Annotated in this window: 20 protein-coding genes and 6 tRNA genes; 17 read left to right on the top strand and 9 right to left on the bottom strand. The window is 73.6% G+C overall.

Translation table 11 applies throughout. The features are described from left to right. Positions 1–62: 62 nt before the first annotated feature. The 6 genes from ACYF6T_RS25150 (at position 63) to ACYF6T_RS25125 (ending at position 9,076) form a co-directional block, all read left to right on the top strand. On the top strand, positions 63–701 hold the full coding sequence (locus ACYF6T_RS25150) for a GNAT family N-acetyltransferase (RefSeq protein WP_461699141.1): 639 nt from the start codon (positions 63–65) through the stop codon (positions 699–701). A 94-nt stretch (positions 702–795) separates the two neighbouring features. After that, entirely contained in the window at positions 796–2,007 is a 1,212-nt protein-coding gene (gene cbiE, locus ACYF6T_RS25145; RefSeq protein ID WP_461699140.1) for a precorrin-6y C5,15-methyltransferase (decarboxylating) subunit CbiE, read from the top strand. Between the two features lie 389 nt (positions 2,008–2,396). Then, the gene (gene cobT, locus ACYF6T_RS25140; protein ID WP_461699139.1) at positions 2,397–6,416 is read left to right on the top strand and encodes a nicotinate-nucleotide--dimethylbenzimidazole phosphoribosyltransferase; all 4,020 of its coding nucleotides are present in this window, start codon (positions 2,397–2,399) and stop codon (positions 6,414–6,416) included. A gap of 140 nt (positions 6,417–6,556) precedes the next feature. Beyond that, positions 6,557–7,789 carry a uroporphyrinogen-III C-methyltransferase gene (cobA, locus tag ACYF6T_RS25135; protein ID WP_461699138.1) on the top strand — a complete coding sequence of 411 codons (1,233 nt, stop codon included), beginning with the start codon at positions 6,557–6,559 and terminating at the stop codon, positions 7,787–7,789. A gap of 64 nt (positions 7,790–7,853) precedes the next feature. After that, positions 7,854–8,672, top strand: coding sequence for a TrmH family RNA methyltransferase (locus ACYF6T_RS25130; protein WP_461699137.1), 819 nt, complete (start codon positions 7,854–7,856; stop codon positions 8,670–8,672). Next, positions 8,669–9,076, top strand: a complete 408-nt coding sequence (locus tag ACYF6T_RS25125; RefSeq protein WP_461699135.1) for an NUDIX domain-containing protein — start codon at positions 8,669–8,671, stop codon at positions 9,074–9,076. Before ACYF6T_RS25130 ends, ACYF6T_RS25125 begins: the two co-directional genes overlap by 4 nt. Here ACYF6T_RS25125 and ACYF6T_RS25120 read toward each other — a convergent pair. After that, a complete protein-coding gene (locus ACYF6T_RS25120) occupies positions 9,073–10,620 on the bottom strand; it encodes a serine/threonine-protein kinase (RefSeq protein ID WP_461699291.1) in 1,548 nt (515 codons plus the stop codon). The two genes, ACYF6T_RS25125 and ACYF6T_RS25120, sit on opposite strands and share 4 nt — an antisense overlap. A 196-nt stretch (positions 10,621–10,816) precedes the next feature. Between ACYF6T_RS25120 and ACYF6T_RS25115 the strand changes: the two genes are divergently transcribed. From ACYF6T_RS25115 to ACYF6T_RS25100, 4 genes are all read left to right on the top strand, one after another. Next, positions 10,817–11,092 carry a hypothetical protein gene (locus ACYF6T_RS25115; protein WP_461699134.1) on the top strand — a complete coding sequence of 92 codons (276 nt, stop codon included), beginning with the start codon at positions 10,817–10,819 and terminating at the stop codon, positions 11,090–11,092. Positions 11,093–11,290: 198 nt separating this feature from the next. Then, complete coding sequence (locus ACYF6T_RS25110) at positions 11,291–11,485, top strand: hypothetical protein (protein WP_461699133.1); 195 nt, start codon at positions 11,291–11,293, stop codon at positions 11,483–11,485. Positions 11,486–12,602: 1,117 nt separating this feature from the next. Then, on the top strand, positions 12,603–13,592 hold the full coding sequence (locus ACYF6T_RS25105) for a phosphotransferase (RefSeq protein WP_461699290.1): 990 nt from the start codon (positions 12,603–12,605) through the stop codon (positions 13,590–13,592). Positions 13,593–13,672: 80 nt separating this feature from the next. Then, on the top strand, positions 13,673–13,978 hold the full coding sequence (locus ACYF6T_RS25100; RefSeq protein WP_461699131.1) for a TFIIB-type zinc ribbon-containing protein: 306 nt from the start codon (positions 13,673–13,675) through the stop codon (positions 13,976–13,978). Between the two features lie 49 nt (positions 13,979–14,027). Here the strand turns inward: ACYF6T_RS25100 and ACYF6T_RS25095 are convergent. From ACYF6T_RS25095 to ACYF6T_RS25075, 5 genes are all read right to left on the bottom strand, one after another. Further along, positions 14,028–14,099, bottom strand: a tRNA-Val gene (locus tag ACYF6T_RS25095). A 21-nt stretch (positions 14,100–14,120) separates the two neighbouring features. After that, positions 14,121–14,192: transfer RNA gene (locus tag ACYF6T_RS25090), tRNA-Val, on the bottom strand. A gap of 38 nt (positions 14,193–14,230) precedes the next feature. Beyond that, positions 14,231–14,302: transfer RNA gene (locus tag ACYF6T_RS25085), tRNA-Val, on the bottom strand. A gap of 1 nt (position 14,303) precedes the next feature. Next, positions 14,304–14,377, bottom strand: a tRNA-Cys gene (locus ACYF6T_RS25080). Between the two features lie 39 nt (positions 14,378–14,416). After that, positions 14,417–14,489: transfer RNA gene (locus ACYF6T_RS25075), tRNA-Gly, on the bottom strand. Between the two features lie 178 nt (positions 14,490–14,667). Here ACYF6T_RS25075 and ACYF6T_RS25070 point away from each other — a divergent pair. The 3 genes from ACYF6T_RS25070 (at position 14,668) to ACYF6T_RS25060 (ending at position 17,433) form a co-directional block, all read left to right on the top strand. Continuing rightward, positions 14,668–15,717: a chorismate-binding protein gene (locus ACYF6T_RS25070; protein WP_461699130.1), complete on the top strand. Its 1,050-nt coding sequence runs from the start codon at positions 14,668–14,670 to the stop codon at positions 15,715–15,717. Then, the gene (locus tag ACYF6T_RS25065; RefSeq protein WP_461699128.1) at positions 15,714–16,535 is read left to right on the top strand and encodes an aminotransferase class IV; all 822 of its coding nucleotides are present in this window, start codon (positions 15,714–15,716) and stop codon (positions 16,533–16,535) included. The genes ACYF6T_RS25070 and ACYF6T_RS25065 overlap by 4 nt, the downstream gene beginning before the upstream one ends. A gap of 73 nt (positions 16,536–16,608) precedes the next feature. Continuing rightward, positions 16,609–17,433 (top strand): GNAT family N-acetyltransferase, encoded by an 825-nt coding sequence (locus ACYF6T_RS25060; protein ID WP_461699127.1) that lies wholly within the window; start codon positions 16,609–16,611, stop codon positions 17,431–17,433. On the opposite strand, the gene ACYF6T_RS25055 is transcribed toward ACYF6T_RS25060, so the two are convergent. Continuing rightward, positions 17,430–17,957, bottom strand: coding sequence for a DsbA family protein (locus ACYF6T_RS25055; protein ID WP_461699126.1), 528 nt, complete (start codon positions 17,955–17,957; stop codon positions 17,430–17,432). The two genes, ACYF6T_RS25060 and ACYF6T_RS25055, sit on opposite strands and share 4 nt — an antisense overlap. Positions 17,958–19,037: 1,080 nt before the next feature. Between ACYF6T_RS25055 and ACYF6T_RS25050 the strand changes: the two genes are divergently transcribed. Further along, the gene (locus ACYF6T_RS25050) at positions 19,038–19,481 is read left to right on the top strand and encodes a hypothetical protein (RefSeq protein ID WP_461699125.1); all 444 of its coding nucleotides are present in this window, start codon (positions 19,038–19,040) and stop codon (positions 19,479–19,481) included. Between the two features lie 203 nt (positions 19,482–19,684). Further along, positions 19,685–19,837 (top strand): hypothetical protein, encoded by a 153-nt coding sequence (locus ACYF6T_RS25045; protein ID WP_461699124.1) that lies wholly within the window; start codon positions 19,685–19,687, stop codon positions 19,835–19,837. Positions 19,838–19,908: 71 nt separating this feature from the next. On the opposite strand, the gene ACYF6T_RS25040 is transcribed toward ACYF6T_RS25045, so the two are convergent. Then, positions 19,909–20,469, bottom strand: a complete 561-nt coding sequence (locus tag ACYF6T_RS25040; protein ID WP_461699123.1) for a CGNR zinc finger domain-containing protein — start codon at positions 20,467–20,469, stop codon at positions 19,909–19,911. Positions 20,470–20,697: 228 nt separating this feature from the next. After that, positions 20,698–21,111: an SsgA family sporulation/cell division regulator gene (locus tag ACYF6T_RS25035; protein ID WP_004002642.1), complete on the bottom strand. Its 414-nt coding sequence runs from the start codon at positions 21,109–21,111 to the stop codon at positions 20,698–20,700. A gap of 191 nt (positions 21,112–21,302) precedes the next feature. Here ACYF6T_RS25035 and ACYF6T_RS25030 point away from each other — a divergent pair, with 191 nt between their 5' ends. Both ACYF6T_RS25030 and ACYF6T_RS25025 read left to right on the top strand, forming a co-directional pair. Beyond that, the gene (locus ACYF6T_RS25030; protein ID WP_461699117.1) at positions 21,303–21,755 is read left to right on the top strand and encodes a TIGR02611 family protein; all 453 of its coding nucleotides are present in this window, start codon (positions 21,303–21,305) and stop codon (positions 21,753–21,755) included. Between the two features lie 58 nt (positions 21,756–21,813). Then, a tRNA-Val gene (locus tag ACYF6T_RS25025) sits at positions 21,814–21,885 on the top strand. The last annotated feature ends 45 nt before the right edge of the window (positions 21,886–21,930 follow it).

Genomic DNA, 21,930 nt, shown 5'->3' with positions numbered 1-21,930 from the left:
ACATGCTGCATGCTGGGCAGTTCGCAGGCCCTGAAGGTTTTCCGAAGGTTACGGAGCGGCGCATGAGTGGCACCTTCCCCGACATCTCCATCAGCACGGAGCGGTTGGTGCTGCGCCCCTTCGAAGAGCCCGACGTCGAGGCGTTCACCGAGATGATGAACGACGAACTCGTCGTCGCCTGGAGCTCCGTGCCCCACCCCTACACCGAGGCCCACGCCCGGGAGTGGATCACCGAACTCGCCCCGGCCGAACGCGCCGAGGGCCGCGGCATCGTCTTCGCCGTCACCGAGTTCCTCACCCAGCGCCTCGTCGGCATCGTCCACCTGCGCAACACCGACTGGCGGGTGCGCTCCAGCGAGATCGCCTACGTCATCGCCCCCTGGGCGCGCGGGGAGGGCTACGCCACCGAGGCGGCCCTCGCCACCGCCCAGTGGCTGTTCCAGGACCGGAAGTTCGAACGCCTCGAACTGCGCACCGCCGCCGACAACACCGCCTCCCAGCAGGTCGCCCAGAAGATCGGCTGCATCAGCGAGGGCGTGCTGCGCAACGCCTGGATAGCCCGCACCCGGGGCGCCGACGGGGAGTGGACCGACGTCCGCACCGACATCATCGTCTGGAGCCTGCTGCCGGAGGACCTCGCCGGAGTCGGCGAACAGCTGGCCGACACCGGCGGTTTCACCTCGTACACCGACTGGAACTGAACTCATGGGCGGGGACGCCGCCACCGCCCCCGTGAGCGCCACCAGGTACGCTCACGGAGCCCGACCTGCGTGAACCCCCAGGAGACCGACGACTATGGCCGACCGCGTCACGGTGATCGGCTGGGACGGCTCGCCGCTGACCGCCGCGGCGCGCTCCGCCCTGGGCGCCGCCACCCTGGTGGCCGGTGCCGCACACCACCTGGCGCTGGCCGAGGTGCCCGCCGGCGCCGAGCGTATCCGCCTCGGCAGCGTCGCCCTCGCCGCCCGCCGCATCGCGGGCCACCGCGGCACCGCGGTCGTCCTCGCGGACGGCGACCCGGGCTTCTTCGGCGTCGTACGGACCCTGCGCGCACCCGAGTTCGGCCTGGAGGTCGAAGTCGTTCCCGCCGTCTCCTCGGTGGCCGCCGCCTTCGCCCGTGCCGGCATGCCCTGGGACGACGCACAAGTGGTCGTTGCACACCGTCGCACCCTGCGACGCGCGGTGAATGTGTGCCGAGCCCACACCAAAGTCGCCGTCCTCACCTCACCCGGCGCCGGCCCCGCCGAACTCGGCCTGCTCCTCGAAGGCGTCCACCGCACCTTCGTCATCTGCGAGGAACTCGGCACCGATCGCGAACAGGTCACCGTCGTCACCTCCGACAAGGCCGCCGACCACACCTGGCGCGACCCCAACGTCGTCATCGTCATCGGCGGCCCGGCGGGCGCCGTGGAGGGCGGCGGCTGGCTCGCCGGACGCGACCCGGCCGCCACGCCCCGCGGCTGGACCCTGCCCGCCGAGTCCTACGGCGGTCTCATGGGCGAGGGCGAGCTGGAACCGCTGCGCGCGGCCCAACTCACCCGCCTCGGCCCACGCGTCGGCGACCTGGTGTGGGACATCGGCTGCGGCAGCGGCGCCTTCGCCACCGAGGCCGCCCGGGCCGGCGCCGCCGTCATCGCCGTCGACCTCGACCCGCGGGCCTGCGCCCGCACCGAGTCCAACGCGCGGAGCTTCGGCGTCCAGCTCCAGGTCGTCCACGGCACCGCCCCGCACGTCCTGGAGAACCTCCCCGAACCGGACGTCGTACGCGTCGGCGGCGGGGGAGCGGCCGTGGTCTCCGCGGTCGCCGACCGGCGCCCGCAGCGCATCGTCACCCACGCGGCCACCCGCGACGCGGCCGAACTCCTCGGCCGCGACCTGACCGAACACGGCTACGACGTCGAGTGCGCCCTGCTGCAGTCCGTCGAACTCGACACGCGGGCCTGGACGGAGAAGGAGCGGAGTGTGGCGTTCCTGCTCAGCGCCGTGCTCCCGGAGCGCGCGCCGTGACTCTCCCCACGCCCCAGTGATCCTGTTGTAGCCGTACCGGTGATCCTGTAGTCGTACCGCGCGCGGTAGGCTGGCCGACCGTTGTACCGCACCGGGTGGTCCGGCGTTTCGTTCGTCAATGTCCGGAAAACGCGCCCGTTTTGGGGTGGGTGTGGTACGGCAGAACCGGAGGACGCGCAACGTGGCGCAGTCCACAGCGGACCGTCGCGGATCAAGCTGTCGCGACGGGGCAACGGCCGCGACAATGCCACTCAATGGCTTTGTCGCCTTTTACGGACGGGCCGTTCGTGCCGCTGGGCACGCACGCTCGTTCTTCACTGCGGGGCGGTCGGTGCGCCGTCCCCGGTGAGCTGGTCCAAGAAGCACTTACCGATGGGCGAGGGGTACGCATGACCGACACCGGCCAGGTCCCGGGCGAGGGACTGCCGGAGAACGCAGGCATGGTGGAGCAGCCGGGCGCCCCCGCGCACGGCGCGTACACCTACCTCTCCGAGACCACCGCCGAGGACGAAGACCTGTTGCTGCTGCCGGGCGCGCAGAGCCCGTGGGGCAACGAGGTCGCCCCGCCCGCGCCCGAGCCGGTCGTCGAGACCGTGCACGAGCCGGGCCCGCACGAGACGGACGGCCGCGACAGCGGCTCCGTCGACCTCGGCGGAGTCCGGCTGCCGGAGCCGCCGTCCGCGCCCATCCCGCCGGTCACCCCGCGCCGCCCGCTGCACCTCGGGCCGCCGATCCCCGACGCCTCCGCGAGCCCGGTCCGCTCCCTCGCCGACCGCGGCCCCGCGGGCGCGCCGGTCCGCCAGCCGGGCCTGCCGACGTCCGCCGGGCCCGAGTACCTCGACGCCCAGCAGCCGTCGCCGCAGACTGCGACGCCGTGGGGCGCGCCGCCGGTGAGCGCCGGGGTGCCGACTGCCGAAACGGTTGTTCCGGCGGCGGGGCCGGGCCTGGAGCCGATGGGCGCGGCCCAGGCCGTCATGGCCCGCATCACCACGGAGGCGACGGCCCAGACCGGGCCGGACGGCGAGTCCGCCTACGACCCCCACAGCGCGCAGACCCCGGCGCACGTGCCCGTTGCGGAGGGCGGACACGAGGCGGGCGTCCACGCGGGGGGCGGTGACGCCTCTGACGGCGGCCACGGTGCCGTGAGCGCGGGTGCGGGTGACGCCGTGTCCGCCGCAACTCCGGGCGCCGGGGGTACGGGCGGTGAGATGCCTGAGACCGCCGGTGCCGGTGTCCTTCCGGATGCCGGACAGGCACCCGAAACCGAGTCCGGCGCCGAGGACGCGGCTCCTGCGGCGGCTCCTGCACAGGCGGGGGGCGCGGAGACCCCGGCTCATGGTGCCGCTCCTGCCGAGGGCACGGTTCCGACCGAGGGCACCGCGCCTGAGGAGGGCCTGGTATCGGCTGACGGTGCCGTTGGTGCCGAGGGAGCGATTCCGGCCGACGGCGCCGTCCCTGCGGGGTCAGCTGTCCCGGCCGAAGACACTGCGCATGCCGGGGCAACGGTTCCGGCCGAGGGCACGGCATTGACTGAGGGCTCTGTTCCGGTGGAGGGAACTGCCCCCCTTGCCGGAGCCGTTCCGGCTGCGGGCGCTGTCCCCGCGGACGGGGCGCCCTCGGCCGAGAGCGCCGCGACCCCTGCTGCCGGAGCCGTTCCGGCCGCGGGCGTTGTCCCCGCGGAAGCCTCTGTCACGGGCGAGGGAAGCGTCCCCGCTGCGGGAGCCGTTCCGGCTGCAGGTGCTGCCCCCGCGGAGGGCGCGCTCCTTTCCGAGAGCGCTGCCCCTGCCGCGGAAGCAGCCGACGCGGCCCAGGGCGTCGCCCCCGCCGAGGCCACCCCTGCCGGTGACGCCACCCCCGACCCGGCCGTGGCAGAAGCCGCCCCTGCTGCCGAGCCCGCCGTGCCGGTCGCTGAGGCGGCTGACCCCGTCGCCGAGGCCGCCCCCGAGTCCCTCCAGGGCACCGAAGCCGTACCGTCGGCCGAGCCCGGCGAGCAGCTCCCGCACCCCGTGGACCCGACCGGCCGGCCCACGGACGCCCACGTCGAGCCGTCGGCCCCGGCCGCGCAGCCGATCGCCGCCGACGCCATCGCCGTACCGGACGCATCGCAGGTGGCCGCAGCCGCCGTTCCGGACCCGACGCACCCCACGCCTGCCGGGCCGCAGCCCGCCGACGTTCCCCAGCCGACCGCCGCCGCGCACGCGACCGCAGCGGCCGACCCGGCGCAGAACGTCACCCCGCCCGCGGCCGAGCACGCCCCGGCAGCGCCCACGGGTCCGTCCGCCGAACAGCAGCCCGACGCCCCCCACCCCGCCACCCTCGGCCCGGCCGGCCCCCAGATCCAGTCGGCCGACGCGCCGGCGGCCCAAGGCGCCCCCGCCGAGCCCCCGGCCGGCACCCCCCTCCCCTCCGCCGTCCCGCTGGAGCCGCAACCCGGCCAGCCGCTCGGTCAGTTCGTCCCGGTGGAGGGCTCCGTGCCCACCACCCCCCACCTCGCGCCGACCCCGCCGCACGCGCTGACCGTCCCCCCGGAGCACGCGCCCGAGGCCGTCGCGCCGGTTCCCGCCCCGCGGGAGGCCGACCACGATCCCGTACAGAGCGCGGAGGACCTGGACACCAGGGCCGCCGACCAGGAAGAAGAGAGCACGGCCGCAGTGGCAGAAGTAGGACAGCCCACCGGGCCGGCCGCACCCCCTTATGAGGACGCCGAGCGCGAGGCCGTGCTGAAGGTGATGCGCGAGCGCCGCGACATCCGCAACGGCTTCCGCAGCGACCCCATCCCGCACGAGGTGCTGCTCCGCGTCCTGGAGGCCGCCCACACCGCGCCCTCCGTGGGCCACTCGCAGCCCTGGGACTTCGTCGTCATCCGCTCCGCCGAGACCCGCGGCGCGATGCACGAACTGGCCATGCGCCAGCGCGAGGCCTACGCCAAGTCGCTGCCCAAGGGCCGGGCGAAGCAGTTCAAGGAACTGAAGATCGAGGCCATCCTCGACACCCCGGTGAACATCGTCGTCACCGCCGACCCCACCCGCGGCGGCCGGCACACCCTGGGCCGGCACACCCAGCCCCAGATGGCGCCGTACTCCGCCGCCCTCGCCGTGGAGAACCTCTGGCTCGCCGCCCGCGCCGAAGGACTCGGCGTCGGCTGGGTCAGCTTCTTCGACGAGCGCGAGATGGTCCGCACCCTCGGCCTGCCCGAGCACCTGGAGGTCATCGCCTACCTGTGCGTCGGGTACGTCGACGAGTTCCCGGACGAGCCCGAGCTGATGCAGGCCGGCTGGTCCAAGCGCCGCCCGCTGTCGTGGGTCGTGCACGAGGAGACGTACGGCCGCCGCGCCCTGCCCGGCGAGGAGCCGCACGACCTGCTCGCCGAGACCGTCGCCCAGATCCGCCCGCTGGACGCGAAGGCGCTCGGCGAGGCCTGGGAGCGGCAGAAGCGCATGACCAAGCCGGCCGGCGCGCTCGGCATGCTGGAGATCATCTCCGCGCAGCTGTCCGGGCTGTCGCGGCAGTGCCCGCCGCCCATCCCGGAGCCCGCGGCCGTCGCGATCTTCGCCGGTGACCACGGGGTGCACGCGCAAGGGGTCACCCCGTGGCCGCAGGAGGTCACCGCCCAGATGGTGGCCAACTTCCTCGGCGGCGGCGCGGTCTGCAACGCCTTCGCCGGACAGGTGGGCGCCGAGGTGTGCGTGGTGGACGTCGGCGTGGCCGCCGACCTCCCGGCCACCCCCGGCCTGCTGCCCCGCAAGGTCCGGGCCGGCACGTCCGACATGACCACCGGCCCCGCCATGTCCCGGGAGGAGGCCAAGCAGGCCATCGAGGTCGGCATCGAGACCGCCCGCGACCTGGTCGCGGCCGGCAACAAGGCCCTGCTGACGGGCGAGATGGGCATCGCCAACACCACGGCGTCCGCCGCGCTCATCTCCGTCTTCACGGGCACCGACCCCGCCGAGGTCACCGGCCGCGGCACCGGCATCAACGACGAGACGCTGGCCCGCAAGACCGAGGTCGTGCGGCGCGCCATCGAACTGCACCAGCCGGACCCGGCCGACCCCATCGGCGTGCTCGCCGCGATCGGCGGTTTCGAGCACGCGGCGATGGTCGGCCTGCTGCTGGGCGGCGCCTCCCTGCGCACCCCGGTCATCCTGGACGGCGTCAGCGCCGGCGCGGCCGCCCTGGTCGCCCGCGCCATCGCCCCGGAGGTCCTCGCGGCCTGCATCGCGGGCCACCGCAGCGCCGAGCCCGGCCATGTGGCGGCCCTCAACAAGCTGGGCCTGCGCCCCCTGGTCGACCTCGACCTCCGCCTCGGCGAGGGCACGGGCGCCCTGCTGGCCCTGCCGCTGGTGCAGAGCACCGCACGGGCGATGCACGAGGTGGCGACCTTCGACTCGGCGGGCGTCACCGAGAAGTGATCCGCGACCGGGGCGGGGCAGGCACTCCTGCGTCCGCCCCGCCCCGGCCGTACGCTGAACCCGATCCCTAGAATCCGCACGTCAGGGCTGCTCCAGCGCCGTAGCACCCATCGCCTTGCCAGGACGAGGAGCCGCACCTCATGGCCGAACACCCCGCCTACCCCGTAGGCCTCCGCCTCACCGGACGCAAAGTGGTCGTCCTCGGCGGCGGCCAGGTCGCCCAGCGCCGGCTGCCGGCCCTGATCGCGGCGGGCGCGGACGTCCTGCTCGTCTCGCCCGAGGCCACCCCCTCCGTGGAGGCCATGGCCGACGCGGGCGAGATCGCCTGGCAGCGGCGGCCGTACGCCGACGGCGACCTGGCCGACGCCTGGTACGCCCTGATCGCCACCAGCGACCCCGAGGCCAACGCCGCCGCCTCCGCCGAGGCGGAGCGCCACCGGGTGTGGTGCGTGCGCTCCGACGACGCCGACGCGGCCACCGCCTGGACCCCGGCCACCGGCCACAGCGAGGGCGTGACCGTCGCCGTCCTCACCACGGACGCGCGCGGCCGCGACCCCCGGCACACCGCCGCCATCCGGGACGCGGTGGTCGAGGGCCTGCGCGACGGCACCCTCGTCGCCCCGCACCACCGCACCCGCGCCCCCGGCGTCGCCCTCGTCGGCGGCGGCCCCGGCGACCCGGACCTGATCACCGTGCGCGGCCGCCGCCTGCTCGCCGAGGCCGACGTCGTCATCGCCGACCGCCTCGGCCCGCGCGACCTGCTCGCCGAACTGCCGCCGCACGTCGAGGTGATCGACGCGGCGAAGATCCCCTACGGCCGTTTCATGGCCCAGGAGGCCATCAACAACGCCCTGATCGAGCACGCCAAGCAGGGCAAGTCGGTCGTACGGCTCAAGGGCGGCGACCCCTACGTCTTCGGCCGGGGCATGGAGGAACTGCACGCGCTCGCCGAGGCCGGCATCCCCTGCACCGTCGTCCCGGGCATCTCCAGCTCGATCTCCGTGCCGGGCGCAGCCGGCATCCCGGTCACCCACCGGGGCGTCGCCCACGAGTTCACGGTGGTCAGCGGCCATGTCGCCCCCGACGACGAGCGCTCCCTGGTCGACTGGGCCTCGCTGGCCAAGCTGACCGGCACCCTGGTGATCCTCATGGGCGTCGACAAGATCGGGAAGATCGCCGAGACGCTCGTCGCGCACGGCAAGTCGCCCGACACCCCGGTCGCGCTGGTCCAGGAGGGCACCACGGCCGCCCAGCGCCGGGTCGACGCGACCCTCGCCACGGTCGCCGAGACGGTCGTCGCGCGGGAGGTCAGGGCGCCGGCGGTGATCGTCGTCGGCGAGGTCGTGAACGTCGGCCCGGAGACACCGGCGTAACCCCGGGTAACCCAACCCGCTCCCAGCCGTTGGCACCGCTCCCCGGACAAGGCAGTATCACCCTGTGGCCGATCTCATCACCGTCGAGGATCCCGACGACCCGCGCCTGCGCGACTACACAGGCCTGACCGACGTCGAGCTGCGCCGCAAACGCGAACCGGCCGAGGGCCTGTTCATCGCGGAGGGCGAGAAGGTCATCCGGCGGGCCAAGGACGCCGGGTACGAGATGCGCTCGATGCTGCTGTCCGCCAAGTGGGTCGACGTCATGCGCGACGTCATCGACGAGCTCCCCGCGCCGGTCTACGCCGTCAGCCCGGAGCTCGCCGAACAGGTCACCGGCTACCACGTGCACCGCGGCGCGCTCGCCTCCATGCAGCGCAAACCGCTGCCGACGGCGGCCGACCTGCTGCAGACTGCCCGCCGGGTCGTCGTCATGGAGTCGGTCAACGACCACACCAACATCGGCGCGATCTTCCGCTCCGCCGCCGCCCTCGGCATGGACGCGGTCCTGCTCTCCCCGGACTGCGCCGACCCGCTCTACCGCCGCAGCGTCAAGGTCTCGATGGGCGCGGTCTTCTCCGTCCCGTACGCCCGCCTCGACACCTGGCCCAAGGGGCTGGAGTCCGTCCGCGAGGCGGGCTTCACGCTCCTCGCCCTCACCCCGGACGAGAAGGCCAGACCCCTCGACGAGGCCGCCCCGCACACGATGGACCGCGTGGCCCTGATGCTCGGCGCCGAGGGCGACGGACTGTCCACCCAGGCCCTGGTCGCCGCCGACGAATGGGTCCGCATCCCCATGTCCCACGGCGTCGACTCCCTCAACGTCGGCGCGGCGGCCGCGGTCGCCTTCTACGCGGTGGCCACCGGCCGCCCGCAGGGATGACGACCCCGGCCGGGCAGCGTGAGGCGATCGTCGCGGTCCTGCGCCGCGGCGACCGCGTCCTCGCCATCCGGCGCGGCCCCGGCGTCGCCCGCCCCGGCTACTGGCAGCCCCTCAGCGGCAAGATCGAACCCGGCGAGACGCAGGAGGAGGCCCTGGTCCGGGAGGTCCACGAGGAGGTCGGCCTCACCGTCACCCCCGGCGCCAAGGTCTGGGAGTCGCAGACCGACGACGCCCGCTTCCGCCTCCACTGGTGGACGGCGGACGCGCCCACCGGCGAGGTGATCCCCGACCCCGCCGAGGTCGCCGAGGCCCGCTGGGTGACACCGGCGGAGTTCCTGGCCCTGACCCCCGTCTTCGACGGCGACCGCGAGTTCTTCGAACGCGTCCTGCCCGGCCTCGGCTAGCTCAGCGGCCCCGGCACCACGGAGGCGGAGGCGTGCTGCGGCTGCTTCTGCACGACGCCACGGCCGCCCCCCAGCCCGCGCGGCGGCCCCTGGCAGCCCTGCGCCGCGGCGATGCCGAGCGCCACGAGCAGCGTCACGACGACGAACACGAACAGCCGCTGCCGCAGCAGCCGCGGATTCGCCGGCCGCCGCCCCGCCCCCGTGGTCCGCGGCCCCGGCCGCCCGCTGCCCCCACGCGACGCGGGCCGGCTCCCGCCGCCGTTGCGGGGAGCGTTGCGCTGAGCGCGCGCAGGCGACCCACCGGCCCGCGCCGAGGCCGCCGTACCGCCCCGCGAACCGCTGCCGTTCTGCGGATACGAGCCGGAGCCGCCACCGCGTGAGGCGCTGCCGCTTTGCGGGTACGACGACGGGTTGCCGCCGCCCCGCGAAGCGCCGCCGCCCTGTGGATACGAGCCCGAGCCGCCACCGCGTGAAGCGCTGCCGCTTTGCGGGTACGAGCCGGAGCCGCCGCCCCGCGAAGCGCCGCCGCTTTGCGGATACGACGACGGGTTGCCGACGCGCGGGGTGCCGCCGCCCCGTGCCGTACCGCGCGGGGGAGGGGTCCCCTGCGGGCGCCGCTGCTCGCGCGTGCGTTCCGGATAGGTGTCGGCGAGCCGTCCCGTGGGCCGGTCCGCCTCGCCGGCGCGCGGGGCCGGCGGCCGCACATCCGCGAGCCCCTGCGCCTCACGGGCGGCGATCTCCTTCAGCCGCAGCGAGAGCTGGAGCGTGCTGGGCCGCTCCTCCGGGTCCTTGGCCAGACAGGCCCGCACCAGCGGAGCCAAGGCGTCCGGTACGCCGTGCAGCTGCGGTTCCTCGTGCACCACCCGGTACAGCATGACCTCGGAACTGCCGTGCCCGAAGGGCGAGTCGCCCATGGAGGCGTACGCGAGGGTCGCGCCGAGGGAGAACACGTCCGTGGCGGGCGTCACCGCGGCCCCGCGCACCTGCTCGGGCGCGAGGAAACCCGGCGAGCCGACGGCCGTGCCGACGTGCGTCAGCGTGGACGCCCCCGTCGCCCAGGCGATGCCGAAGTCGATGATCCGCGGTCCCTTGGGAGACAGCAGGATGTTGGACGGCTTGAGATCCCGGTGCACGACACCGGCCTCGTGCACGGCGACGAGCCCCTCCGACAGGGCGGCCCCGATGGAGGCGGCCTCGGCGGCGCCGAGCGGACCCTCGTCGGCGACCTTGTCGTGCAGGGAGGGGCCGGGCACGTACTGGGTGGCGAACCACGGCCGGTCGGCGTCGAGATCGGCGGCGACGAGCCGTGCCGTGCACCCGCCCCGGATCCGTCGCGCGGCGGACACCTCGCGCGCGAACCGCGACCGGAACTCCTGATCCTCCGCCAGGTCCGGCCTGATGACCTTCAGTGCGACCCGCTGCCCCTTCTTGTCGGAGCCCAGGTACACCACGCCCATCCCGCCCGCGCCGAGCCGTCTGTGCAGCCGGAACGAGCCGACGACGCGCGGGTCCTCGCGCCTCAGGCGCATCATCGCCATGTTCATCCCCGCTGCCCGGTCCGTGTGACGTGGCACAGCTTACGTTTCCACGGCCGCCCGCGCGCAGAGGCCGCGCCCTTACGCCCAGATCGATTGTCAGTGCCGGGTGGGAGACTTGAGAGGTGGTCAGGGAGCGTGCGGGCGGGCGGCTGTTGTCGGCTCCGTGCTGCCAACCACCCATCACAGAAGGGGGATTGAACCCGTGAAGGGTGATCGAGTGGAGATAGTGGTGGACGCGGGGGACACGACCCGCACCTACGAGGTGGTGGCGAGCAGGGCGGGCCGGCGGGTGGAGACGGCGGTACGCCGAGGTGTCGTGGAAGTGAGCGAAGTCACCCGTAACGGCTCGGTGGTCCGCACGGCCCGCTTCATGGCCAACCGGGTCCTGGCGCTGGTCGAGCAGCCGGTGCCACGGGAGGACAGCTCGGAAAAGCCCGGACAGACCGGGCGCCCCCTCCGGGAAGACCCTGAGACCTAGGTCCCCGTCTCCACCCAGGGGAGTACTCCTCACCGTGCGGCTCATCCTCGGGGAGGCCCGGCAATCGGTACGAGGGCATGACGTGCGGGATGCGCCGGAAGCCTAGATTTGAGGTCAAGCGGCGGGTGCAGCACTCGTCCCCCGAGGTCAGACACCCGCCGCTGCCAACGACAACGGAGAACGGTCGGGAGAGGGACCATGGCCCACACGGCACCGCGGACGCTGGTCCGCACGCGAGAGCGCTTCGCGCCACCGCGCCGGACGGGCCGTCGCCACCCCCTGGTGGCGACGCTGATGGCCCTTCCCCTGGCGGCACTGCTCCTGCTCGTCTTCGACGGCTGGGAGACAGTGGCCACACAGGCGTCGTCCGTGGGCGTGATGCTGGGGCGCTGAGCGGCGACCCCAGGCCCGGAAGAGCGGTCCGGGCGGGGACATCCACCCATGAAACCCCGTGGGGACGGGGGTGCGGCGGACGGCACAAAATGCCGGCGCAGCTGGGGAGCTGCGCCGGCATTGCCGTGCCTGCGGGGGGCCAGGCGCCGGAGACGGCATCGCGGCGGGACGGCATGGGCTGGGCGGTGTCGGGCTGGGGCGGTTCATGGCGGCGGGCGGCAGGGCCGGGGCGGCTCTTAGCGGCGGCCGAGTTGTGCCCTGCCGAGTGGTGTAGCCATCCGGACCGTGCGGCTCCGTTCAGCGCCGTGGCCTAAGCGCCGGCTACACCGCCCCACTGAGCTGCGGAGTCGCGAACTCCGCACCCCTACACCACGTCGCAGGACGCGACCATTGGCCGGGGCGGTGTCGGCTGAGGCAGTGGGACTCTGGGCGGTATCGGCAGGGCGGTGCCGGTGGGATGGCGGGAGCCAGAACGCTACCGGCTGGGACGGTGCTAGCTGGGGCGTGGGAGTCGGGATGCTGTCAGCTGGGGCGCGGGAATCCGAGCGGTGCCGACTGCGGCGGCTGCGGCGGCCGGAGTGGGACGCGCCGTGCCCGCGCGCACGTCGGCCGGCTGGTGACCCGGCGGCCCACCTCCCCGTACCCTCGCCCCCAGACCTGTCCGCCTCCAGGGAGCCCCGTGACCCCGACCCCGCTGCTCACCGAGCTCACCGCCCGGGCCAGGGCCACGGCACACGCCCGCACCGCAACCTGCCCCTGCGGAGCGACCACCCTCGCCGACCGCCCGGACGCCACGGTTGTCCGCCACGCCGACACGGTCGCCAAGGCCCACGCCCCGCACACCCCCCTCACCGACCTCGCCCCCCGCCTCACCCTCGCGACCCACCTCCCCGGCATCTGCCTGCCCCCACTCACCCCCACCCCCGCAGCCCTGCACGACCGCCTCGTCACCTTCTGGCCCTACGGCACCCCCGTGGACCCGCAGAACCCGGACGCGGCCCCGTGGGAAGCCGCCGCCACCCTGCTGGCCCGACTCCACAGCACGCCCGTCCCGACCGCGCCGCTGCCGCCTCTCGCCCCGCCGTCCCCGCCCCACCTGCGAAGCCCCGACACCTCTCTGCCCACCCGCCCCCCGGCCCCGACGCCCGCTTCGGCTCCCGGCTCGGCCTCGGCTCCAGCGCCCGCCCCGACCCCGACGCCCGCTTCGGCTCCCGGGTCGGCCCCGGTTCCCAGGTCGGCCCCGGTTCCCAGGTCGGCTCCGGCTCAGGCGCCTGCCCCAGCGCCCGCCCCGGCCCCAGCACCCGCCCCGGCCCCAGCACCCTCCCCAGCCTCAGAACGCTCCCCAGCCGCACTCACGCAAGCCTCAGCACTCACGCAAGCCTCAGCACTCACCGAGGCCTCAGCACCCACCTCAGCCTCAGCACCACGCACCCCAGCCCAGCCGCCCTCGTCCGCCCCGGCCCCCGCGTCTGCCCTCCCCAACCCCGCCGAGCCCGCCCGGCGCACCCTCGGTGAAGGACCCAACCGGTCTGCACCCGTAGCCCCACCCCCCATGCGCGGGCCCGCCAAGGCCGCCGCTGCCGTCGCCCGGCTCACCGCCACCGAGACCGCTCGCTCCCACCCCGCCACCGTCCCCGTCCTCGGTGCCTGGGCCACCCTCCCTGCCTGGGCCCGTGGTGAGGCGCCCATGACGGGGGTGGCCACCCTCTGCCACGGCGACTTCCACCTCGGGCAGCTCGTCCGGTACCCCGCCGTCGGCGGGCCCTGGCTGCTCATCGACGTTGACGACCTCGGCGTCGGCGTCCCCGCCTGGGACCTCGCACGCCCGGCGGCCTGGTACGCCTGCGGTCTGCTCCCGCCCGACGAGTGGTCCCGTTTCCTCGCCGCCTACCGCGCGGCCGGCGGCCCCGCCGTGCCCGCCGACGGCGACCCCTGGCCCGCCCTGGATGTCCCGGCCCGCGCCCTCACCGTGCAGACCGCCGCCCGCGCGATCACCAAGGCCGTCACCGAGGACCGTCCCCTGGACGAGGTCGAGGTGTCCCTGATCGACGCATGTGCCCGAATGGTTTCCGTCCCGCCGGAGTTGACCCCGCCCCACGACCAGTAGGGTGCAACCGACCGCAGCCAGACGGAGTCTGTCCTGGCGAAACACGAAGCAGGACCGACCGGCGAGGAGTTGAGCCGACCATGCAGTGTCCGAAGTGCCACGCGCCGATGCACACGTACAACCGCAACGGCGTCCAGATCGAGCAGTGCAGCGGCTGCCGCGGGATCTTTCTCGACTACGGTGAGCTCGAGGCCCTGACCCGCCTGGAGGCCCAGTGGTCCCAGCCCGGACCGCCGCCCCCGCCCGCCCCGCAGGCGTATCCGGCCCCGCCCGCCCCCGCCTGGGGCGCCCCGCACGGCGGCGGCCACGGCGGTCACTACGGCGGCGGCCACCACGGCGGTCACCACCGCCACAAGAGCTTCGGTCACATGCTCTTCTCCAGCTGACCGGAACCACGGAGAAGCCCCCGGCCGCAGGGCCGGGGGCTTCGGTGTGTGGACGATACTGGGATTGAACCAGTGACCTCTTCCGTGTCAGGGAAGCGCTCTCCCGCTGAGCTAATCGTCCTCGGGTACCACAGGTGACGCGTGCGCGATACTGGGATTGAACCAGTGACCTCTTCCGTGTCAGGGAAGCGCTCTCCCGCTGAGCTAATCGCGCGAGGGATCCGAAGATCCAGAACGGATCCGAAGATCCAGTGGACGATACTGGGATTGAACCAGTGACCTCTTCCGTGTCAGGGAAGCGCTCTCCCGCTGAGCTAATCGTCCTTGGAGGTGGAGACGGGATTTGAACCCGTGTAGACGGCTTTGCAGGCCGTTGCCTCGCCTCTCGGCCACTCCACCAGGAGCGCAGGGGGTCGGGATGATCCCCTTGTTCCTTCGAGCGGACGACGAGGCTCGAACTCGCGACCTCAACCTTGGCAAGGTTGCGCTCTACCAACTGAGCTACGTCCGCCTGTCGTTTCGGTCCGCTCACGCGTCCCGGCGACGTGTTGAACTCTAGCGGATTCCGGGGCCAGTACAAAAACGCGTTTGTGCAGCGTGCTGCGTTGCACCCGCGCACGCGCGTGGCCAGGGCCTCCGCGGGGACACGGCCGGGCCACCCGGACGACACCCGCCATAGACTCGACGACGTGCTCGACCTCCCTCCTCTCGCCCGCTTCGGCGACCGCGCCGCCACCGGGCTCCTCGACGTCACCAGCGATCCCGCGGCCCTGGACTCGGCCGGTTTCTGGGCCGTGTGCGCCGACTTCGAGGGCCGCCTGACCTGCGCGCGCTTCGCCGACGTACGCCAGGAGCCGGTGCCCGCTCCGGTGCCGGGGGCGTGGCGGGGGCCCGCGGCCGGGGACTGGACGTCGTCCCTCGACCACGCCGCGTACACCGCGGGCGTACGCCGGATCCGGGAGCACATCGCGGCCGGCGAGGTCTACCAGGCCAACCTCTGCCGTGTCCTGTCGGCGCCCGTCGCGCCCGACGCCGACGTGGACGCCCTGACCGCCCTGCTGGCCCGCGGCAACCCGGCGCCGTATGCAGGAACGATCCGGCTGCCCGCGCACGGCGTGGAGATCGCCACCGCCTCCCCGGAGCTGTTCCTGCGCCGGGACGGGCGGGTCGTCGAGTCGGGGCCGATCAAGGGCACCGGGCGCACCGAGGCGGACCTCCTGGAGAAGGACCACGCCGAGAACGTGATGATCGTCGACCTGGTGCGCAACGACATCGGCCGGGTCTGCGCCACGGGCACCGTCACCGTCCCCGACCTGTGCGCCGTGGAGAAGCACCCGGGCCTCGTCCACCTCGTGTCGACGGTCCGGGGCGAGCTGCGCGCCGACGCCGGCTGGCCCGCGCTGCTCGGCGCCGCCTTCCCGCCCGGCTCGGTCACCGGCGCCCCCAAGTCGAGCGCCCTGCGGATCATCGACGCCCTGGAGACCGCGCCCCGCGGGCCGTACTGCGGGGGCATCGGATGGGTCGACGCCGACCGGGGCGTGGGCGAGCTGGCCGTCGGCATCCGTACGTTCTGGATCGACCGCGCGGACGGCGTGCTGCGCTTCGGCACCGGTGCCGGCGTCACCTGGGGCTCGGACCCCGAGGGGGAGTGGCGGGAGACCGAGCTGAAGGCGGCCCGGCTGCTCGCGGTAGCGTCGGGGACGTACGAGGACAACGCGGCTGGAGAGGTACTCACGTGAAGATCTGGCTCGACGGCGGGCTGCAGGACATGGAGTCCGCCCGTGTCTCCGTCTTCGACCACGGGCTGACGGTCGGCGACGGCATCTTCGAGACGGTCAAGGCGACGGACGGCCGCGCGTTCGCGCTCACCCGGCACCTCGACCGGCTGACCCGCTCCGCGCGCGGCCTCGGCCTGCCCGACCCCGACCACGACGAGGTCCGCCGCGCCTGCGCCGCCGTCCTCGCGGCCAACCCGATGCCGCTCGGCCGGCTGCGCATCACCTACACCGGCGGCCACGGCCCCCTGGGCTCGGACCGCGGCGAGCACGGCCCCACCCTCGTCGTCGCCCTCGGCGAGACCACCCGCCGCCCCGACACCACGGCCGTGATCACCGTGCCCTGGACGCGCAACGAGCGGGGCGCACTGACCGGCCTGAAGACGACCTCGTACGCCGAGAACGTGGTCGCGCTCGCCCGCGCCCACCAACACGGCGCCTCCGAGGCCCTGTTCGCCAACACGGTCGGACAACTCTGCGAGGGCACCGGCTCCAACGTCTTCGTCGTCCTCGACGGCGAGATCCACACCCCGCCGCTCGCCTCCGGCTGCCTCGCGGGCATCACGCGCGCGTTGACGATCGAGTGGACCGGCGCCAAGGAGACCGACCTGCCGCTGGACGTGCTGGAGCGGGCGGACGAGGTCTTCCTCACCTCCACCCTGCGCGACATCCAGGCCGTGCACCGCGTCGACGACCGCGAACTGGCGGCGACGCCGGGCCCGGTGACCGCGAAGGCGATGCGCGTCTTCGAGGAGCGGGCCGAGAACGACCTGGACCCGTGAGGGAACGACCTGGCTCCGTGGGGCCGGGAAAATCCTGCTGACGCGGGCTCTTCCGGCGGGTAGAACACCCCTGATGACCACGACCCTGCGGCCGACCGAGCCGCTCCAGCGCGCCGCCGACGGGACGCTGTCGCGTCACTACCGGGTGTGCGTGAACAGCCGGCCCGTCGGCACCGTCCACCTCGGCACCTCGCCCCAGTTCGGCGAGACGGTGGCCTGCATCCACGACCTGCGCATCGACGAGCCGGACCGCCGCAGGGGGCGCGGCACGGTGGCCGCGCTCGCCGCCGAGGAGGTGGCGCGCGGCTGGGGGTGCCGGCAGATCGAGGTGGGCGTTCCCGGCGGGGCGGAGGCGGCGCTGCGGCTCGTCCGGGCGCTCGGCTACGTCCTGCGCAACCGCGGCATGGAGAAACGGCTGGGCGACACCCCGCCCGCGCTGCCGGCGGGCAGCCGGGGCCGGGCCATGACCCAGGCGGAGTACGAGGAGTGGTACGCGCAGGAGTCGCGGACGTACCCCCTCGTCTGGATCGAGCGGGGCATGCCCGAGGAGCTGGCGCACGCGAAGTCCCGCAGGGACCTCGACACCCTGCTGCCGCATGCCATGGACACCGGGAACATGCTGTTCAGCGTGGTCGAGCACGAAGGAACGCGGGTGGGCACGCTGTGGGTGGCCCTCCGGGAGGACAGTGCCTTCGTGTACAAGGTCGAGACCGACGAGGCGCACCGCGGGCGCGGCCACGGCCGGACGCTCATGCTGCACGCGGAGGCCCAGGCGATCGCCGCCGGCAAACACGTCCTCGGCCTCAACGTGTTCGCCGGCAACACCCCGGCCGAACGGCTCTACGAGTCGCTCGGCTACGAGACGACGCGGTACGTCCTGTACAAGCCGCTGCTCTAGGCCGGCCGCTGCCCGGCCAGCAGCCGGTCCGCGATCTCCTCGATCCGCTCCCGCAGCCCCTCCTGGCTCTTGCCGCCGTCCAGTCGCTCCCCGTCGATGACGTACGTCGGCGTGCCGGTCACGCCGATCGCCTTGCCCTCGGCCTGGTCGGCGTCGACGATCAGGATGTGCCGGCCGTCGATCAGCGCGGTGTCGAACTCCTCGGCGTCCAGCCCGAGTTCCCGGGCGACCTCGACCAGGAAGGGTTCTCCCTTACGGTCCAGTTCCTCCACCCGGCCGAGCACGGCCTCCACGTACTCCCATCCGCGCCCCTGCTCCAGGGCCTCCTCGGCGGCCTGCGCGGCGGCGAAGGCGTGCTTGTGCTTCTCCAGCGGGAAGTGCCGCAGCCGCAGCTCCAGCCGGTCGCCGTAGCGTTCCCGCAGGGCGCGCAGGTCGTCCAGGGCGCTACGGCAGTCGGGGCACTGGAGTTCGCACCAGACGTCGAGAACGGGCGCGGCGGGACGTGCAGGGGAGGAGTCGTTCATAGACCCCAGTCTCCCAGCCCACGGCACCACGACCCAACCAGCGGAAACACCGACCCGGCGGTCATGATGCCGACCGGGCGGGGGTGGGCTCCCGACCGGGCGGGGGTGGGCTTCCGTACGGGCGGGGGTGGGGTACTGGATCGGGGCGGGCTCCCGGACCGGCGGGGGTGGGGTACTGGATCGGGGCGGGCTCCCGGACCGGCGGGGGACGGGATCTCGTACGGGCGGGGGACGGGGTACTGGACCGGCGGGCGGCGGGGCATGGACCGGCGGGCGGCGAGGTCTCCGATCGGCAGGTGGCGGGGTCCGCGACCGATCGGTGGCGAGGTCCCGACCGGCCGGTGGCGGCTGGCCGGACCGGCCGGCGGGGAGTGCCGGATCGGCGGGCGGGGGGTGCCGGATCGGTACCCGTGGCGGGACGGGCCCGGCTGCCGGGGACTGGGCCTGACTGGCGGGGGAGTGCCGGATCGGCGCCCGTGGGAGGACGGGGCCCGGTCGGCGGGCAGGCACTGCAGGCGGCTGGCGGCGTGCCGGACTGGCCGACGGGCTCCGGGTCGGTCGCTGAGGGGAATGTCGGACCCGTCCGCGGGTGAGTGTCGGATCGGTCGCTGGAGGGGCCGGGCCCGGCTGGCGGGCAGCACCGGAGGTGGCTGGCGGGGAAGGGGACCTGGCTGGCTGCGCGCCGGACCGGCCAGTGGGGCGCCGGACCGGCCAGTGGGGCGCCGGACCGGCCAGTGAGGCGCCCGAGCGGCCAGCGGGGCGCTGGACCGGGCAGCGGGGGAAGTGCCAGACCGGTCCGTGGCGGGACGGGGCCTGGTCAGCCGACGGGTGTCCGGCCGGCCTGTGGCGTGGTGGCCGGTCGGTCCGTGACGCGGTGCCGGAGCGGCCAGTGGCGTGGCGCCGGAGGGGGCGGTGGCGGGGAGCGAACCGGCACTTGCGGAGGAGACGACCCGGAGATGCCCCTGATGTCCGCTCAAGGCATGGCCCGCCGGGGTTCGGGCGGTGCAGGATGGAGGGGACGCGGCAGTCCGCGCGCCGAGTGCAGCAGCCCTGCCCGACCGAGCCCGCCTGGAGGACCGGATGATTGCCGAGACCGTGTGTTCCGCCGTCTCCGCGGCCGGCCTGGGCATCGCGGTGGTGACGGCGTACCGCAAGCGTTTCCTCGCCGCGGCCCGCATCGCCGCCTACTCCCTCGTGCCCATCGGCCTGGTGATGACCGGTGTCGTGCAGTGGGTGGCCGACACCGCCTTCAGCATGACCGCCTGGGCCGGTTTCGTCGTACTCGGCGTCTCCTGGCTGCTGTTCGCCTCCACCCGCGCCGTGGAGCGGCGCCGCGGCGGCACCCGCAAGGAGCGCAGGGCGGCCAAGGCGGCGCAGCGGCGCGAGGCCGTCGCCCCGCAGGCCTCGGCGCCCTCCCTGGGACAGGGGACGCGAGCCCCCACGCGCCAGGCGAGCCCGGCGCGCACCGACTCCGCGGACGACTTCAGCGACATCGAGGCCATCCTCAAGAAGCACGGCATATGAAGCGGCGGCTCACGGCGGCAGCCCGATGAAGCGGCAGGTCGTGTGACCCATGCATGAGGATGACTGAAACGACACAGTGGATCAGCACCGTGCCCTAAAACGATCACAACCCGAAAAGGACATCGCGGAATTCGGCGAACTACCGCTCATTCCGGGCGTGTTGATCGCGCGGAGTGTGTCCCGTACGTCATCATCGCCGCGAGATGCTGGACACGGAACCAAGCGATGCCGCGCCGCCGCAGGACGAGCCGCGCGGATGCCTCTTCGCCCTTTCCCAGCCACCGCTGATGATCTTCCTTGCGGTGATCGGGTGTCTGCTGCTCATGGCTGCGCTGCACGATCTGCTGCTGCTCTGAGCCGTACCCGTGGTCCCCGGCGCCACCCGCCGGGGCCCACGTCGACACACCGCCGTCCGGCCGGACGCCCGTCAGCCGGCCGCCTCCTTGCGCCGGGCCCGGTACGCGGCCACGTGCAGACGGTTCCCGCAGGTCCGGCTGTCGCAGTACCGGCGTGAGCGGTTGCGGGACAGATCCACGAACGCGTGCCGGCAGTCGGGAGCCTCGCAGCGCCGCAGCCGCTCCTGCTCGCCGGCCACCACGAAGAACGCCAGCGCCATCCCGCAGTCGGCCGCCAGGTGATCGGCGACGGAGGCGCCGGGGGCGAAGTAGTGCACATGCCAGTCGTAGCCGTCGTGGTCCGTGAGCCGGGGCGTGGTGCCCGCGGCGGCGATCAGCTCGTTGATCAGTCCGGCGGCCGTCCTGGGATCGGGCGCCGCGAAGACCGAGGCGAAGCGGCCGCGGATCTTGCGCACCGCCGAGAGGTCGAACTCCGAGAGCGTCCCCACGTCGCTGATCTCGTGCTTTCGTACGAAATCCGTGAGAGCCGGGACGTCGGGCAGCCCGTCCGGTGTCTCGTCGTCCTCCGGTGCGGTGTTCACCAGATCGACCACGGCGTCGAGGGCGCACCGGGTGTCGTGGGTGATCAGCACGTTTCGCTCCCTGGCCTGGGGGTCGGGCGCACGCCCGCCTGATGCTGGCCGATGGTAATCGCTCCGGCGGGTGCGGGACCGGCCCGGTGCGGCCCGGCCGGACGCGCTCCGGCGCCGCCCCGCGAACGAGTCGCGGCGGCGGCGCCGGAGTCTGCCCTATGCGGTTGTTCCGGCCCGAGCCGTCTCCCCGAGTCGACGGCGCCGGGCGGCTTGGTGGGCGCCCCGCCCCTAGCTTTCCGCCAGGATGTGCGAGAGCTCCTGATCGAGGTCGAAGTGGCGGTGTTCCGTGCCGGGAGGCACGGCGGCGTCCGTCCGCTTCAGGAAGGACTCCAGAGCCCGCGCCGGGGCCTCCAGCAGGGCCTCGCCCTCCGGAGAGCTCAGGGCGATGCAGACGACGCCCTGACCGTGGCTGCGCGACGGCCAGACTCGGACGTCGCCGGTGCCGGTGGGCCGGTGGAGGCCTTCCGCGAGGAGGTCGCGGGCGAACACCCACTCGACGGTCTCCTCGGCTCCGGTGTGGAAGGTCGCGTGCACGGCGTAGGGGTCGGCCGTGTCGTACCGCAGGCCTGCGGGGACAGGCAGGGAGGACTCGCTCGACACAACGAGGCGCAGGTGCAGCTCGCAGCTGACCGTGGTGTTCATAAGCGCCAGGGCCTTTCGCTCAGTGTGCGCTCGGGGATTCGCACGTCGGCGAAATCGACATGCCACCTACGGTGCCGTTGTAAACCCCTCTGAGTGTTTTGCGTGCCTTTACGTAACTCTTCCGGCCGAGAACCTCTTCGGGCGGTACGGCCATTACGGTGACCGGTTTCTCTCCGGTAGGGTTTGGTCGTATGAATACGGGGAGTGACGAACCGGGCGAGGTCGCGGTGGCGCCGGACGGAGCGAGAACGGACGGGGAGCAGGACGAGCAGGGGCTCGGTTCCCGGGCGCCCGAATTCGTCAAGGCGCGCCGCATGCTGCATCTGAGCTGGCAGGTCGGGGTCTTCGTGATCGGCCTCGGGGTGGTGGCCCTGGGCGTGATCATGCTGCCGCTGCCCGGGCCCGGCTGGGTGGTCATCTTCGCCGGCATGGCCATCTGGGCGACCGAGTTCGTCTGGGCCCAGCTGGTGCTGCGCTGGACCAAGCGCAAGGTCACCGAGGCGGCCCAGAAGGCCCTCGACCCCAAGGTGCGGCGGCGCAACATCACGCTGACGGTGATCGGCCTGGTGGTCGTCGGCGTCCTGGTCGGCGTCTATCTGTGGAAGTTCGGCGTCGTGATGCCCTGGAAGATCAAGGACCAGTGATCCGCCGCCACGGGTGCGGGGGCACCCGCTGACATGGGGTAATGTTCTTCTAGCGCCCGGGCGATTAGCTCAGTGGGAGAGCGCTTCGTTCACACCGAAGAGGTCACTGGTTCGAACCCAGTATCGCCCACCCGGAACGGCGGCCCACCTGCATCACAGCACCGTCGTCGTGGAG

This window comes from Streptomyces sp. 7R007 (assembly GCF_054850255.1).
This window is presented reverse-complemented; position numbering and strand designations above follow the sequence as displayed.